19 protein-coding genes are annotated in these 12734 nt (G+C 69.6%); 5 read left to right on the top strand and 14 right to left on the bottom strand.

Features of this window, described 5'->3' with window-relative positions; genetic code table 11:
• Positions 1 to 12 precede the first annotated feature (12 nt).
• From ACSHT8_RS22290 to ACSHT8_RS22270, 5 genes are read right to left on the bottom strand one after another with little or no spacing between them, the layout of a single operon-like run.
• Positions 13 to 309, bottom strand: a complete 297-nt coding sequence (locus ACSHT8_RS22290; protein WP_436492847.1) for a DUF6191 domain-containing protein — start codon at positions 307 to 309, stop codon at positions 13 to 15.
• 34 nt (positions 310 to 343) lie between these two features.
• Positions 344 to 562 carry a hypothetical protein gene (locus ACSHT8_RS22285; protein ID WP_436492846.1) on the bottom strand — a complete coding sequence of 73 codons (219 nt, stop codon included), beginning with the start codon at positions 560 to 562 and terminating at the stop codon, positions 344 to 346.
• On the bottom strand, positions 559 to 1056 hold the full coding sequence (locus ACSHT8_RS22280) for an RNA polymerase sigma factor (protein WP_436492845.1): 498 nt from the start codon (positions 1054 to 1056) through the stop codon (positions 559 to 561). The genes ACSHT8_RS22285 and ACSHT8_RS22280 overlap by 4 nt, the downstream gene beginning before the upstream one ends.
• A complete protein-coding gene (locus ACSHT8_RS22275; RefSeq protein ID WP_436492844.1) occupies positions 1043 to 1237 on the bottom strand; it encodes a hypothetical protein in 195 nt (64 codons plus the stop codon). The genes ACSHT8_RS22280 and ACSHT8_RS22275 overlap by 14 nt, the downstream gene beginning before the upstream one ends.
• A 57-nt stretch (positions 1238 to 1294) precedes the next feature.
• Positions 1295 to 2239 carry an alpha/beta hydrolase gene (locus ACSHT8_RS22270; protein ID WP_436492843.1) on the bottom strand — a complete coding sequence of 315 codons (945 nt, stop codon included), beginning with the start codon at positions 2237 to 2239 and terminating at the stop codon, positions 1295 to 1297.
• 141 nt (positions 2240 to 2380) lie between these two features.
• Between ACSHT8_RS22270 and ACSHT8_RS22265 the strand changes: the two genes are divergently transcribed.
• The gene (locus ACSHT8_RS22265) at positions 2381 to 3760 is read left to right on the top strand and encodes an FAD-binding oxidoreductase (protein WP_436492842.1); all 1380 of its coding nucleotides are present in this window, start codon (positions 2381 to 2383) and stop codon (positions 3758 to 3760) included.
• A 42-nt stretch (positions 3761 to 3802) separates the two neighbouring features.
• A complete protein-coding gene (locus tag ACSHT8_RS22260) occupies positions 3803 to 4690 on the top strand; it encodes a hypothetical protein (protein ID WP_436492841.1) in 888 nt (295 codons plus the stop codon).
• Here the strand turns inward: ACSHT8_RS22260 and ACSHT8_RS22255 are convergent.
• The 5 genes from ACSHT8_RS22255 to ACSHT8_RS22235 form a co-directional block, all read right to left on the bottom strand.
• Entirely contained in the window at positions 4681 to 5340 is a 660-nt protein-coding gene (locus tag ACSHT8_RS22255) for a DedA family protein (RefSeq protein ID WP_436502138.1), read from the bottom strand. The genes ACSHT8_RS22260 and ACSHT8_RS22255 overlap by 10 nt on opposite strands.
• Positions 5341 to 5367: 27 nt before the next feature.
• Positions 5368 to 5622 carry a hypothetical protein gene (locus tag ACSHT8_RS22250; protein WP_436492840.1) on the bottom strand — a complete coding sequence of 85 codons (255 nt, stop codon included), beginning with the start codon at positions 5620 to 5622 and terminating at the stop codon, positions 5368 to 5370.
• A 29-nt stretch (positions 5623 to 5651) separates the two neighbouring features.
• The gene (locus ACSHT8_RS22245; protein ID WP_436492839.1) at positions 5652 to 6263 is read right to left on the bottom strand and encodes a hypothetical protein; all 612 of its coding nucleotides are present in this window, start codon (positions 6261 to 6263) and stop codon (positions 5652 to 5654) included.
• Between the two features lie 57 nt (positions 6264 to 6320).
• A complete protein-coding gene (gene nagA, locus ACSHT8_RS22240; protein ID WP_436492838.1) occupies positions 6321 to 7445 on the bottom strand; it encodes an N-acetylglucosamine-6-phosphate deacetylase in 1125 nt (374 codons plus the stop codon).
• A gap of 83 nt (positions 7446 to 7528) precedes the next feature.
• A complete protein-coding gene (locus tag ACSHT8_RS22235) occupies positions 7529 to 8149 on the bottom strand; it encodes a SigE family RNA polymerase sigma factor (protein ID WP_436502137.1) in 621 nt (206 codons plus the stop codon).
• Positions 8150 to 8239: 90 nt separating this feature from the next.
• Here ACSHT8_RS22235 and ACSHT8_RS22230 point away from each other — a divergent pair, with 90 nt between their 5' ends.
• The gene (locus ACSHT8_RS22230) at positions 8240 to 8524 is read left to right on the top strand and encodes a YciI family protein (RefSeq protein WP_436492837.1); all 285 of its coding nucleotides are present in this window, start codon (positions 8240 to 8242) and stop codon (positions 8522 to 8524) included.
• On the opposite strand, the gene ACSHT8_RS22225 is transcribed toward ACSHT8_RS22230, so the two are convergent.
• From ACSHT8_RS22225 to ACSHT8_RS22215, 3 genes are all read right to left on the bottom strand, one after another.
• Positions 8518 to 8982, bottom strand: a complete 465-nt coding sequence (locus ACSHT8_RS22225) for a pyridoxamine 5'-phosphate oxidase family protein (protein ID WP_436492836.1) — start codon at positions 8980 to 8982, stop codon at positions 8518 to 8520. The genes ACSHT8_RS22230 and ACSHT8_RS22225 overlap by 7 nt on opposite strands.
• A 29-nt stretch (positions 8983 to 9011) precedes the next feature.
• Positions 9012 to 9935 carry an SDR family oxidoreductase gene (locus tag ACSHT8_RS22220; protein ID WP_436492835.1) on the bottom strand — a complete coding sequence of 308 codons (924 nt, stop codon included), beginning with the start codon at positions 9933 to 9935 and terminating at the stop codon, positions 9012 to 9014.
• Between the two features lie 70 nt (positions 9936 to 10005).
• On the bottom strand, positions 10006 to 10683 hold the full coding sequence (locus tag ACSHT8_RS22215; RefSeq protein ID WP_436492834.1) for an SDR family NAD(P)-dependent oxidoreductase: 678 nt from the start codon (positions 10681 to 10683) through the stop codon (positions 10006 to 10008).
• A 76-nt stretch (positions 10684 to 10759) separates the two neighbouring features.
• Here ACSHT8_RS22215 and ACSHT8_RS22210 point away from each other — a divergent pair, with 76 nt between their 5' ends.
• Positions 10760 to 11290 carry a TetR family transcriptional regulator gene (locus ACSHT8_RS22210; RefSeq protein WP_436492833.1) on the top strand — a complete coding sequence of 177 codons (531 nt, stop codon included), beginning with the start codon at positions 10760 to 10762 and terminating at the stop codon, positions 11288 to 11290.
• On the opposite strand, the gene ACSHT8_RS22205 is transcribed toward ACSHT8_RS22210, so the two are convergent.
• Positions 11287 to 11571 carry a DUF427 domain-containing protein gene (locus ACSHT8_RS22205; protein ID WP_436492832.1) on the bottom strand — a complete coding sequence of 95 codons (285 nt, stop codon included), beginning with the start codon at positions 11569 to 11571 and terminating at the stop codon, positions 11287 to 11289. The two genes, ACSHT8_RS22210 and ACSHT8_RS22205, sit on opposite strands and share 4 nt — an antisense overlap.
• Positions 11572 to 11658: 87 nt before the next feature.
• On the opposite strand from ACSHT8_RS22205, the gene fbaA reads away from it, so the two are divergent.
• Positions 11659 to 12693 (top strand): class II fructose-bisphosphate aldolase, encoded by a 1035-nt coding sequence (gene fbaA, locus ACSHT8_RS22200; protein WP_436492831.1) that lies wholly within the window; start codon positions 11659 to 11661, stop codon positions 12691 to 12693.
• Positions 12694 to 12734: the final 41 nt, after the last annotated feature.

Raw genomic sequence — 12734 nt, 5'->3', positions numbered from 1 at the left:
CCCACCGTAGGGCTAGGGAAGATCCTCCCGCTTGAGGACGACGATCCCCCGGTCGAGATCAACACCCTTGTTCGGCGGGGCACCTTCGGCGTCGTCCTCGGCCATGAGGGACACCGAGTCGCGGTGGTCCAACTCCCAGCGCTTGGTGCCGTAGAAGATCGCGGTGAACTCGTCGACGTAGGTCGCGGCCAGCGGTGTCCCGGCCTTCTTGCGCCGCTTCTGGCGCCACAGCTCGTAGCCCCCGACCGCCACGAGCGCCAGCGTGCCGCCGGGCACGCTCCAGGCCAGCACCGTCTCCACCGTCCCCATCACCGCCGAACGAACCGGCGGGCGCCGGGGTTCCTCACAGCCCGATGACCGGCGGCGCGGCGGCCTGGTGGAACGGCTCCTCGACGGGCCGCGCCACCCGCGAGATCCCACCGCCGCCCGCCCCCATCACGATGCTGTGCGCGTACTTCACCGCGACGTCGACCGCGACGACCGCGGCCAGCCCCGCCTCGGTGTCCAGCGCCTCGGCCACCGCGGCGGTCAGGTCGGCGACGAGGTTGTCCAGTTCGCTCATGCCGCACCTCCACGCAGCCGGTGCTCCAGGGTGGCCTTGGCCCGGTGCAGGTTCTGCCGGACCGCCGCTTGCGTGCGGTCGGTCGACGCGGCGATCTCGGCGGTGGTGAAGCCGTCGAGGTGCCACGACAGCAGGAGCCGCTGGGTGAACGGCAGCGTCCCGATCAGGTCCCGCACGGCCTTCGTGCTCTCCTCCAGCACCACCTCGTCCTCGGCGGACAGCACGGTGCGCCCGTCCGGCACGTCCGGCACCGGGTACTCGGCGGGCGTCAGCCCGCGCTGGAAGCCCCGGGTGGCCACCGTCCGCACCCACGCTCGCGGGTTGGTGTGGATCGAGTCCCACGCCAGCCACGCCTGGGTGAACGCGACCTGCGTCAAGTCCGCGGCGGTGTGGGAGGACGCGCCCAGCCTGATCAGGAAGCCCATCAGCCGGTGGACCTCCGCGCGGTAGAAGTCGGCGAACTCCTCGCGGTGGGACGGTTCATCGTCGACCACGACCGTGCCCGATCCGCACCGAGCTGACCAGGTCCGAGGCCGCCAGCGTGCCGCCGTCGGGCACCCGCCGCGCCATCGCGGCCCACGCCGCGTACCGGCTCGCCGACGTCCGGTGCCGGATCCAGGCGAGCACGACGCTCGTCGCGCTCCCCACCACCGCAAGCACGATCCCTGTCACCACGGCCGCTCCTTCCCGAGTCGTCACCAGGAAGTGTCGATCACGGCCCCAGGTGTGACATCAGGCCGCGAGGGACTCCGCCAGGGCCTCGCGCAGGAACTCGCCCGCGTAGCGGATGGCCAGGCGGCCCTCCGGGACGATCGGGTAGAACGCCGGGAACACGTGCACCTGCCCCGGCCACACCTGCAGCTCGCAGTGCGCGCCCGCCATCCGCATCGCCGTGGCGAGCCGCTCGGAGTCGCCGAGCAGGCACTCGGTGTCGCCGACCTGCACCAGCATCGGCGGCCAGCGGCGCTTGCTTCCTTTGAGCACGGTGAGCCGCGGGTCGGCCAGGTCGGTGAGCCCCGCGTAGACCCCCGCCGCCTCCCTTGCCCGCGCGGGCGGGATGAACGGGTCGCGCCGGGTGGCGTCGCGGTCGTCGAGCTGGGTGCAGTGCAGGTCGAGGAACGGGGAGAACAGCACCGCCGCGCCCGGCATCGGCAGCCGCAGGCGGGTCAGGTCGGCGAGCAGGCCGACCGACAGGTGCCCACCGGCCGAGTCGCCCGCGATGACGATCTTGGACGCGGGGAAGCCCTGGTCGAGCAGCCAGTGGTAGCCCGCGACCGCGTCGTCGGCCGCGGCCGGGAACAAGTGCTCGGGCGCCCGCCGGTAATTCAGCAGCAGCACGGGCAGTCCCGAGGTCGCCGACAGCGCCGCGGCGAGGTGCTTGTGCGTGCGGATCGAGCCGAAGACGAAACCGCCGCCGTGCAGGTAGAGGATCGCGCCTGCCGTCTCGTCGGCCTCGCGCGCGCAGATCCACACCCCGTGCACATCGCCGTAGCCGTGGGGCTCGCTGACCGCGCGGACCTTGGTGCCTCTGGGCAGCGGCATGAACCCGAGCGCGTCGAAGGACTCTCTGATGACCCGCAGATACAGGCCCTGCAGGCGGATCCGATCAGCGATCGGCCGGATCGCGCTGCCCATGAAAAGCGCCAGCGCGCGAGCCTGCACGCTGGGACCAGGCATCTCCGCCATGGCACACCGCCCTCCCCGACGCGGGTGTCCACAGTGACCCCCACTACACCAACTGTAAGTCAACGGTCCGCTGATTCACTGCGTCCAAACGCCTTAACTCTTCCCTGTGTCGCGAGGACTACCGTGGTTCCCATGTCCTTGCTGACCAGGCTGAACACGGCGCTCGGCGCCGACGGGATCGCGGTCGACCCCGACGTCACCGCCGCCTACCGGCGCGACATGATGCCGCTCGCGCCGCACGGCTCCCCGCTGGCGGTCGTGTTCCCCAAGGACGTCGCCCAAGTCCAAGAGGTTGTCCGCGCCTGCACGGAATTCGGTGTGCCGATCGTGCCGCGCGGCGCGGGCAGCGGGCTGTCCGGAGCCGCGAACGCGATCGACGGGTGTGTTGTGCTCGTCACAACAAGGATGAACACGATCCTCGAGGTGGACTCGGACAACCGTCTCGCCGTGGTCGAGCCAGGCGTGATCAACCTGGACTTGCGGCACGCCGTCGAGAAGCACGGCCTGTTCTATCCGCCTGACCCGTCTTCGTATGACTGGTGCACCATCGGCGGCAATCTTTCGACCAACGCGGGCGGCCTGTGCTGCGTGAAGTACGGCGTCACCACGGATTCCGTCCTCGGCCTGCATGTGGTTCTTGCCGATGGCGAGTTGCTGAAAACCGGGCGCCGCACGGTGAAGGGCGTCGCGGGCTACGACCTCACCAAGCTGTTCATCGGCAGTGAGGGCACGCTCGGCGTGATCACCCAGGCCACGCTGTCGCTGCGCCCACTCCCACAGGCACCGGGGACCATGGTCGCCGCGTTCGGCTCGACGGCAGCCGCGGGCGCCGCCGTCAGCCGCGTCGTGCGCGAGGGCATCGTCCCGTCCCTGATGGAGATCATGGACGCCACGTCCATCGAGGCCGTCGAGGCGCACCTGAAGACGGAACTGGGCGCGGGCAAGGGTTGCGCGGCGCTGCTGATCTGCCAGTCGGACTCCGGCGGCGAGGCCGCCCGCCGCGAACTGACCGCCATCGAACAGGTCTGCACCGACGCGGGCGCCGAACTGGCCTACACCACCTACGACGTCGCCGAAGGCCAAGCGCTGCTCACCGCCCGCCGCGCTGTGCTGATGGCGTTGGAGGTCTACGGCTCCTGGCTCACCGACGATGTGTGTGTTCCCCGCACCCGCATCGCCGACCTCATCGCGGGCTGCGAGCGGATCAGCCGGGAAGTGGGCCTGCGCATCGCCGTCGTCGGCCACGCGGGCGACGGCAACATGCACCCGACGATCGTCTACGACGCGTCGTCGGAGGACGAGTTCGCCCGCGCCCACAAGGCTTTCGACGACATCCTGGCGGTCGGCCTGTCGCTGGGCGGCACGGTGACCGGCGAACACGGCATCGGCAAGATCAAACGCGAGTGGCTGGCCCGCGAGATCGGGCCCATCGGCTTGCGGACACACCGCGCGATCAAGGCGGCGCTGGACCCGGAGAACCTGTTCAACCCGGGCTCGATGTTCGGAACCTGATTCACTTCACCCTCGTCCTATGGCCATCAACGAGGGGATCCAATGAAACGCATGCTGGCCGTGGTGGCGGTCCTCGTCGCGGGGGCCGTGACCGTGCTTGTGGTGAACGGCAACCGCGGCCCCGAGGTGACTGGCCGCGAGTACGCCGACCGGATCGCCGCGGGCGACTGGTCCGCGGCCGCCGCGATGGTCGAGCCGTCCGGTTCGGACCCCAAGACGCTCGCCGCCGCGGTCGAGCGGATCACGGTAGTCGACGTGTTCTCCGTCAACGACGACGAAGTCGCTGTCGACTACCAACTCGGCGGCAAAGCCAGCACGGTGCGTTTGGCCGTGCGCCAACAGCCTGACGAACTGGGGATGCTCGAACGCTGGAGCATGGAAGACCCCTTGCTGATCAGGGTCAACGCGGCGCCGAACCAGCTCAGCCGCGGGATCGTCGTCGCGGGAGTGCGGGTGCCGCCTGGCGGCTCACTCAAGCTGTTCCCAGGCGCCTACGAGGTGGCGGGCGTTCCCTCCCGCTACCTCACCGCCAAGCCCGCCGTCCTCATGGTCGACCACTTCCACTCGTCGCTCCACGGGGAGGTCGACGCACATCTGCAATACCGCGCGACGGACGAGCTCAGGACGCTGCTGCAGGACAAGATCACCGAACACCTGACATCGTGCTTCGGCGGCTCCGGCGCCCCGGACTGCCCGGAGAACCTGCGCCTGTTCCGCGACGAAGCCACCGGCTTCGCCATCACCGAACAGCCGCGCCTCGACACGGTGGAGGTCTACCACGGCACCCTGGCGCTGCGCTTCAAGACCACCGGCGGCCGCATGACCTACGTCCGCGATGGCGAGCAGGTCTCACGCGACCTCACCGTCTACGGCGCCGTCGAGGTCTCCCTCGACGACACCGTGAAGGTGACCTTCACCAATCAGTTCTGAGCGGCGCGCTTTTCGCGGCGGGCCTTGATGTACTCGATGATGATCGGGATGACCGAGATCAGCACGATGAGCACGAGCATGGCTTCGAGGTTCTTGTGGATGAACTCGATCTGGCCGAGGAAGTAGCCCAGCACGGTCAGGCCCGTCGCCCACAGCACCGCGCCGATGCCCGAGTAGGTGAAGAACTTCCGCTTGTCCATCTGCCCGACACCCGCGATGGCGGTGATGAACGTGCGCACGATCGGCACGAACCGGGCGAGCACGATCGCGCGCGGACCGTGCTTCTCGAAGAACTCGTGGGTCTTGGCGACGTGTTCCTTCTTGAACAGCCTCGAGTCCGGCTTGTTGAACAGCGCGGGCCCGACTTTCTCGCCGATGTAGTAGCCCACCACGTTCCCCAGGAACGCGCACACCGTCAGCAGCAGACACACCAGCCACAGCGACGGCGAGATGAAGTCCCGCGCGACGAACAGCCCCGCGGTGAACAGCAGCGAGTCGCCCGGCAGGAAGAAGCCGATCAGCAGGCCGCACTCGGCGAAGATGATCAGGCACAGGCCGGGGAGCAGGAACGGCCCCAGCCCCCGCAGGATGACCTCGGGGTCCAACCAGGACGGCAACAGAGCCAGATTCACGGGCAGCGCGGCGCTCATCACGACGTCCAAGGTACGGGGCGGGTGTCAGATCAGGGTCAGCAGGCCCACCAGTGAACCCGCCGCCAACCCGAGCAGAACCGCCACCAGCAGCACCCACCACACCTTGGCGGGCGCGTCCTGCTCGAACCGCGCGGTCGGCTCGGCCTGCGCCACCAGCGGCAGGTCGCTGCCGGAGAGCAGCCCGAACCCGTGCACCGTCGGCGCCTCCGACAGCGGCGTCCGCGCGGCCTGGGCCCGCAGCGCCTCGGTGAGCAGCCGCTCGGGATCGGACTCGGTCATACCCCCGACGTTAACCCACGCGGTCGGGGTCAGAAGGGTTTCACCGAGTTGATGAGGACCTCCTTGTTGGCGTCCACCCAGCGGAGCGCGCGGTTCACCCCACGCCGGACGTCGGCGGAGGTCATCAGGGCGGCGACGCGGTTGACGTTCACCGGGATGGCGGTCAGCTCGACGAGCAGGTCATAGGTGAGGGTGGCAAGACCCACGATCGCGCGGTTGAGGCGGTCGGGCGGGTCGGTGTCGCTGATGTTCCCGAGCGCCGTCGTCACGAACAACTTGCTCGACCCCACATCGGGATCGAGCATGAAAAGAAACTGGGCGGGATCGAACCGGTCCCGTGCGGTGGCGGCCACCACCTGGGCGAAGACCGGCCGGATTCGAACCAGTTCGCGCAGGAACACCTCGCGGTGCTCGTGCACTTCGAACGGGGGCCAGATGAGCCCGGCGAAGACCTCGTCGACGTTCGCTTGGAGGTAGATCTCCTTGCCGAGCGTTTTGGTGGTCATATAGAGGACCGCGTAGGCGTCGGCATCGCCCAGCGGGAACTCGAACTCCAGGTAGCAGCTGGTCTCCCGCACACGTCCAGGACCGTAGGGCTCATAGACGCCCTCGCCGCGACGGCGATCCAGGAACGGGCGCATCGTCACTCCATCGCCGTGCGGACCGTGTCCTTCTACATCGACCGCACGGCGACCGCGTTACCCCCGGGCGACCCACTCCCCGCGCCGCAGTACGCCCGCGACCTGCAGCGTCTCGTCCAGCAGGACCACGTCGGCGGTCTTGCCCGCGGCCAGCCTGCCGGTGTCCAGGCCGAGCAGATCAGCGGGCCGCGACGCGGTCGCGGCGACGGCGGCCGGGATGTCCAACCCGCACGCCTTCACCAGGTTTCGGAACGCCGCGTCCATCGTGAGGGTGCTGCCCGCCAGGGAGTTCCCGCCCTGCACGGTCGGCACGCCGTCGCGCACCTCCACGATCAGCTCGCCGAGCCGGTAGTCGCCATCCCCGGCACCCGTCGCCGAGATCGCGTCGGTCACGAGCACGGTCCGGTCGGCCCCGGCGTGCGAAGCCGCCAGCCGCACGATCGTCGGGCTCAGGTGAACCAGGTCGACGATCAGCTCGACCGACACCCGCTCGTCGTCCAGCAGCGCGCCGATCGGGCCGGGTTCGCGGTGGTGCAGCGGGCGCATGCCGTTGAACAGGTGGGTGGCCACGGTCGCGCCCGCGTCCACCGCGGGCAGCACCAGCGACTCGATGGCGTCGGTGTGGCCGACGGCGGCGATCGAACCGCCGTCGACGAGCTGCTTCACCGCGTCCACCGCGCCGTCGAGCTCCGGGGCCAGCGTCACCATGCGCACGGGGCCCGCGTCGAGCAGGGCGGCGACCGAGTCGCGGTCGGGGGGCATGAGGATCGCCGGGTCGTGCGCGCCGCAGCGGGCCGCCGAGAGGAACGGGCCTTCCAGGTGCACGCCCGCGATCAGCCCGTCGGTGACGTGCTCGCGCAGCACCGCGATCTGCTCGACCAGCTCCGGCACCGGCCGCGACACCAGGCTCGCCAGCAGCGTCGTGGTGCCGTGCTGGGTGTGGGTGTCGACCGCGGTGCGGATGTCGTCGGGGTTCGGGCTGGTGAACGCCGCGCCGCCGCCGCCGTGGCAGTGGATGTCGATGAAGCCGGGGACGACCCAGGCCGCCGCGGTGGTCCGGTCGGCGGCGGGCGGTGTGCCCGTGCCGACGGCGGTGATGCGCGTGCCGTCGACGTGGATCCAGCCGTCGTCCAGCACGCCTTCCGGGGTGACGATCTTCCCGGTGATCAGTTGTCCAGCCATGCCCGTCCTCCCGAGAGCCCTGGGAAGGAGTCTAGGTGGTCTAAACCTCACTGGTCTAAACCAAACTTTGCGTAGCTAGTTGATCACGGAGTGTTCATGATCTTCTGCAGGGCCTCCAGCGCGCGGCTGGCGGTCGACTTGACCGTGCCCTTGGAGATCCCGGCGGCCTCGGCGATCTCGGCCTCGGTGAGGTTGCCGTAGTAGCGCAGCACCAGCACCTCGCGCTGGCGGGGCGGCAGCTGCGAAAGCGCCTTCACCACGCCCTGGTGCTCGGCGGTCAGCATGGCCAGGCTCTCCGCCGACCGGGCGTTCACCGCGTGCGGCGGCGTGTACTCCCGCGCGGTCTTGCGGCGGCGCAGAACGCTGCGCGAGCCGTTGACCACCGCGGTGCGCAGGTACCCGACCGCGGCGGCCGCGTCACGCAGGCCGCCCCAGTTGCGGTGCAGTCCGGTGAACGCCTCCTGCACGACGTCCTCGGCCGTGGCGGGCTCGTCGACCAGCAGCAGGGCGAGACGGATGAGCCGCATCCGGTGCGTGCGGTAGAGGTCTTCCAAGGTCAGCGGCGCCTCGGGGGCGGCGGGTGGCGAGCTCTTGAGGTCGATCGCGCGCAGCCTGGTAAGCGTCTGCTCGACGCTGCGTTCCGCGTTTCCCTCGACCGGCTCCGCGATGTTTCCGCGCGCCGGAGGGTAATCACCTGGTTGCACACCATCCCCTGCCACGGACAAACCTTACCGGGCGGCGATCCCGAACACATCGGCTGATCGTCGAATGGGCCAACTGGGATTATCACGCCCATGACTTGGTTCACCGTGGACACGACCTACATCGACGACGCCGACCGCCTGGCCGAAGTCCGCCCCCTGCACCGCGCGTACCTGCAGACTCTCGTCGAGACCGGCCAGGTCCTCGCCGCCGGGCCATGGGCCGACGGCACGGGCGGCTTCGTCGTGTTCAAGACTCTCGACCGATCCGAACTCGATCGGATCCTCGCCGCCGATCCGTACACGACCGAGGGAATCGCCGCCGCCCGAACGGTGCGGGAGTGGACGATCGCCCTCGGCCCCTGGGCAGGTCAGTAGGTGCCGCCGAGCTTGCTGTGGTCCCACGAGACGACCTTCGTCGGCCGGAACACCAGCCCGACCCGCTTGGCGGCCTGCGCCCGGACGAACTGCGACGCGGCGGCGGCGACCTCCGCGCTGCCGGTGTAGCGCTCGGTCAGCGCGCTGCCGATGGCGGCGATCCGCTCGCCGTCCTCGACGATCTCCACGTCGCACTCCAGCGAGACGCCGCGCAGTTCCTCATACGACGTGCCCGCCTCGACCAGCACGGTCGCCTGCGCGAGGCGGCGCAGGTTGGCCACCTTCTGCGACGACTCGTAGGTCCAGGTGGTGATCGTCGAGCCGTCGGGCAGGTACCAGACCGGGACCAGGTGGGGTCTGCCGGTGCGGCCGATCGTGGCCACACTGGCGACCTTCTCCTGCGCCAGGAAGTCGGCGACCTCCTGCGGTGTCAGCTTGATCTGATCGCGTCGCGACATGCGCGCCTCCTTGAGTCCCGTACCCGAGGCTAGCGGCTGGCGGCGTCGGCCTGCCCGCCTTTGCCCACAGGTCGCGACGCGGCCTCGGCGCCGCGGCGGGCGATGTCCTCCAGCGCGGCCTTGTCGGCCTTGGCCACCAGGTTGCCGCGCAGCCGCGCGCCGATCTCGATGATCGGCGGCAGGAACGCGCGGATCAGCTTGAGCGCGCCGACCCAGCCGGGCACGTGCACCGTCCGGTCGCGCCGCAGGATGCCCTTCTCCAGCGCGTCGAGCGCGACCTCGACCGGGTAGGTCTTGCCCAGCACGCCGGGCATGGCCGACCGCAGCGGGCCGAACACCGGGTGCTCGTCGGCGCCCTGGACCAGGTCGGTGGAGATCCACGTCGGGTGCGCGACGCCGACCTTGACCCCGAGGTGGCGGACCTCGGCGCGCAGGCTGTTGGTGAACGCCTCGACGCCCGCCTTCGACGCGGCGTAGGCGGCCATGCCGGGGGCGTGGGTGATCGCGGCGAGCGACGAGACGACCAGGACGTAGCCCTTGCGCTCGATGACGTGCGGCAGGGTGACCCGGACCGTGCGCCACACGCCGAGCAGGTCGACCTCGATGGTGCGCTCGAAGGCGCGGGGGTCGATCGACCGGACGAACCCGGTCGCCGCGATGCCCGCGTTGGCGACCACGATGTCGATCCCGCCGAACCGCTCCACGATGCCCTTGGTCGCGGTCTCCAGCGCGGCCCAGTCGGTCACGTCGGCCTCGAAGACCGCCGCGTCGGGCCCGCACTCGGCGGCGACCTTGGCCATCTCGTCCGGCTCGATGCCGACGAGCGCGACCTTGGCCCCCTGCGCGGCGAACCGCCTGGCCAGTCCCGCGCCGAAGCCGCGGGCGGCACCGGTGATCAGGATGACCTTGCCGTGCACGCTGGTCGTGCGGGCCAGCAGGTTCGTCGCACCCATCGGGAAGCCTCCTCGGTCGCGTTCTTACCGCGAGTAAGCTACCACAAGTAACTGTAATTTGAAGTAACAGTTACTGATCCCGCATGACCTTCGCGGCGAGCCTGGGCGCCAGTCGGTGGAGCGTCACGAGCTTGCGCACGGCGCCGACCCGGACGACGTCGCGGCCGAGTCCGGACAGGATCGCGTTGGCCGCCGCGTCGGCGGTGATCTTCCCGGCGCCACGCCCAGCGGTCATGGCGGTGTCGACCAGCGGCAGCATCACCTCGACGACCCGTCGCGGCGCGAGCTGGTACCGCATCGCCGTGCTGAACGCGCTCAGCCCGGCCTTCGACGCGCAGTACCCCGGCGCGGACCGCTTCGGCACCAGTCCGAGTCCGGACGTCACGTTGACGATCACCGCGTCCGGGCTCAGCTTCGGCAGCAGCAGCGCGGTCAGCCGCATCGGCCCGAGCAGGTTGACCCCGACCTCCGTCGCGATGTCCGCCAGCAGATCGTCGGATTGTTGGGTTGTCCAATTGTTCAGAAGTTGAATCGCCGCATTGTTGAACAATAGGTCGACGCGATCGGGGGTCTCGGCGGCGAGGGCGCGGGCGCCCGCTTCGGTGGAAAGGTCCGCGACGACAGTGCGGACGCCTTCGACCTCGGCGAGTCGGCCCCTGTCGCGCCCGCAGATCGTGACTTCGACGCCGTCGGCGACCAGCCGCTTGGCGAGGGCGAGTCCGATTCCGGCGCTCCCGCCGGTGATCACGGCAGTTCTTGTAGCACTTGTTACACTCATGACGGCGACGGTAGATGTAACAAGTGCTTCAGTCAAGGAGGTGGGCGTGCGCCAGCCCAATCAGGCACGCCGGGACGAATTGGTCGCGCGCACCCTCGACTACCTGGCCGACCACGGCCTCGCCGAGTTCACGCTGCGCGGCCTCGCCGCCGAGATCGGGACCAGCGCGCGCATGCTCGTGCACTATTTCGGCACCCGGGAGCAACTGCTCGACCTGGCCTTCGCCGAACACCGGGCGCGGGCCGTCACCGCGATCAAGGCGGCCGCGGGCGACCAGGCCGCCGCCCGCGTCGCGTGGGACACCATGGCCGACCCGGCGAACCGCGGCCACTACGTCGTGCTCTTCCACCTGCTCGCCGCCGGCCTCACCGACGGTCCCTTCACAACCGTCGCGCGACAGGCCGTCACCGACTGGGTGGACGAGGTGACCACCCTGCTGGCCGACCGCGACGAGCCGAAGGTGGACGCGACCGTGCTGGTCAGCGGCCTGAAAGGGATCTTGCTGGACCTGATGGTCACCGGTGACCGCGACCGCTGCGTGGCCGCGGCGCACCGGCTCATCGGATTGATGACCTAGTCGACGACCTCGACGCCGCGCCAGAACGCGACGCGGTCCTTGATCTGGATGGCTTCCGGCTTCGGGTCGGCGTAGTACCAGGCGGCGTCGGCGTTCTCCGCGCCGTCGACGTCGAGCGAGTAGTAGTTCGCGGTGCCCTTCCACGGGCAGAACGTGGTCGAGTCGGAGGGGCGCAGATGTTCGCGGCGCACCGAGTCGATCGGGAAGTAGTGGTTCCCCTCGACGATGACGGTGTCGTCACTCTCGGCGATCAGGACGCCGTTCCAGGTCGCTTTGGCCATGCCGCCACTCTGCCCGAGAGCGCCCACCGGCCCGCCTCGTAGGATGCCGCTTGACGGGCGCAGGCCATTTCCGAGGAGGACCCACCGATGCCTATCGCCACACCCGAGGTCTACGCGGAGATGCTGGACCGGGCCAAGGCGAACGAGTTCGCTTACCCGGCCATCAACGTGACCTCGACGGAGACCCTGAACGCCGCGCTGCGCGGGTTCGCCGAAGCCGAGAGCGACGGCATCATCCAGGTGTCCACCGGCGGTGCCGAGTTCGCCTCGGGCACCAAGGTCAAGGACATGGTGACCGGCGCGGTCGCGCTCGCCGAGTTCGCCCACGTCGTCGCCGAGAAGTACCCGGTGAACGTCGCGCTGCACACCGACCACTGCCCGAAGGACAAGCTCGACGGCTTCGTCCGCCCGCTCATCGCGATCAGCCAGGAGCGGGTCGACGCGGGTAAGAACCCCCTCTTCCAGTCGCACATGTGGGACGGTTCGGCCGTGCCGCTGGAGGAGAACCTGCAGATCGCCGCCGACCTGCTCGACCTCGCCGCCAAGGCGCGGATCGTGCTGGAGATCGAGGTCGGGGTCGTCGGCGGCGAAGAGGACGGCGTCGACAACGAGATCAACGACAAGCTCTACACGACCGCCGAGGACTACCTGAAGACCGTCGACGCCCTCGGTGTCGGCGAGAAGGGCCGCTACCTGCTGGCCGCGACCTTCGGCAACGTCCACGGCGTCTACAAGCCGGGCAACGTCGTGCTGAAGCCGGAGATCCTCAAGCAGGGCCAGGACGTGGTGGCCGAGAAGCTGGGCCTGCCCGCGGGCTCCAAGCCGTTCGACCTGGTCTTCCACGGCGGGTCGGGCTCGCTGCTGGAGGAGATCCACGAGGCGGTGAGCTACGGCGTGATCAAGATGAACATCGACACCGACACGCAGTACGCGTTCACCCGCCCGGTCGCGGCGCACATGTTCGCCAACTACGACGGCGTGCTGAAGGTCGACGGCGAGGTCGGCAACAAGAAGGCCTACGACCCGCGCAGCTACCTCAAGGCCGCTGAGCAGGCGATGGCCGCGCGCATCACCCAGGCGTGCGAGCACCTCAAGTCCGCTGGCCGCATGATCGCGGGCTGACACCCGCGCCAAGCCGAAGGCCCCCTCCCAGGTCTTGGGTT

This window comes from Actinokineospora sp. HUAS TT18 (genome assembly GCF_051364635.1).
Lineage (GTDB): Bacteria > Actinomycetota > Actinomycetes > Mycobacteriales > Pseudonocardiaceae > Actinokineospora.
Note: the sequence above shows the minus strand (reverse complement) of the source record. Positions and strands in the feature narration are given on the sequence as shown.

What these genes read in the sequence shown, in the direction of transcription:
- ACSHT8_RS22205 (WP_436492832.1), bottom strand. Translation starts at nt 11,571, where the DNA reads ATGGCCAAAGCGACCTGGAACGGCGTCCTGATCGCCGAGAGTGACGAC.
- ACSHT8_RS22230 (WP_436492837.1), top strand. Translation starts at nt 8,240, where the DNA reads ATGACTTGGTTCACCGTGGACACGACCTACATCGACGACGCCGACCGC.
- ACSHT8_RS22270 (WP_436492843.1), bottom strand. Translation starts at nt 2,239, where the DNA reads ATGCCTGGTCCCAGCGTGCAGGCTCGCGCGCTGGCGCTTTTCATGGGC.
- ACSHT8_RS22290 (WP_436492847.1), bottom strand. Translation starts at nt 309, where the DNA reads ATGGGGACGGTGGAGACGGTGCTGGCCTGGAGCGTGCCCGGCGGCACG.
- ACSHT8_RS22220 (WP_436492835.1), bottom strand. Translation starts at nt 9,935, where the DNA reads ATGGGTGCGACGAACCTGCTGGCCCGCACGACCAGCGTGCACGGCAAG.
- ACSHT8_RS22245 (WP_436492839.1), bottom strand. Translation starts at nt 6,263, where the DNA reads ATGCGCCCGTTCCTGGATCGCCGTCGCGGCGAGGGCGTCTATGAGCCC.
- ACSHT8_RS22285 (WP_436492846.1), bottom strand. Translation starts at nt 562, where the DNA reads ATGAGCGAACTGGACAACCTCGTCGCCGACCTGACCGCCGCGGTGGCC.
- ACSHT8_RS22255 (WP_436502138.1), bottom strand. Translation starts at nt 5,340, where the DNA reads ATGAGCGCCGCGCTGCCCGTGAATCTGGCTCTGTTGCCGTCCTGGTTG.
- ACSHT8_RS22260 (WP_436492841.1), top strand. Translation starts at nt 3,803, where the DNA reads ATGAAACGCATGCTGGCCGTGGTGGCGGTCCTCGTCGCGGGGGCCGTG.
- fbaA (WP_436492831.1), top strand. Translation starts at nt 11,659, where the DNA reads ATGCCTATCGCCACACCCGAGGTCTACGCGGAGATGCTGGACCGGGCC.
- ACSHT8_RS22225 (WP_436492836.1), bottom strand. Translation starts at nt 8,982, where the DNA reads ATGTCGCGACGCGATCAGATCAAGCTGACACCGCAGGAGGTCGCCGAC.
- nagA (WP_436492838.1), bottom strand. Translation starts at nt 7,445, where the DNA reads ATGGCTGGACAACTGATCACCGGGAAGATCGTCACCCCGGAAGGCGTG.
- ACSHT8_RS22265 (WP_436492842.1), top strand. Translation starts at nt 2,381, where the DNA reads ATGTCCTTGCTGACCAGGCTGAACACGGCGCTCGGCGCCGACGGGATC.
- ACSHT8_RS22250 (WP_436492840.1), bottom strand. Translation starts at nt 5,622, where the DNA reads ATGACCGAGTCCGATCCCGAGCGGCTGCTCACCGAGGCGCTGCGGGCC.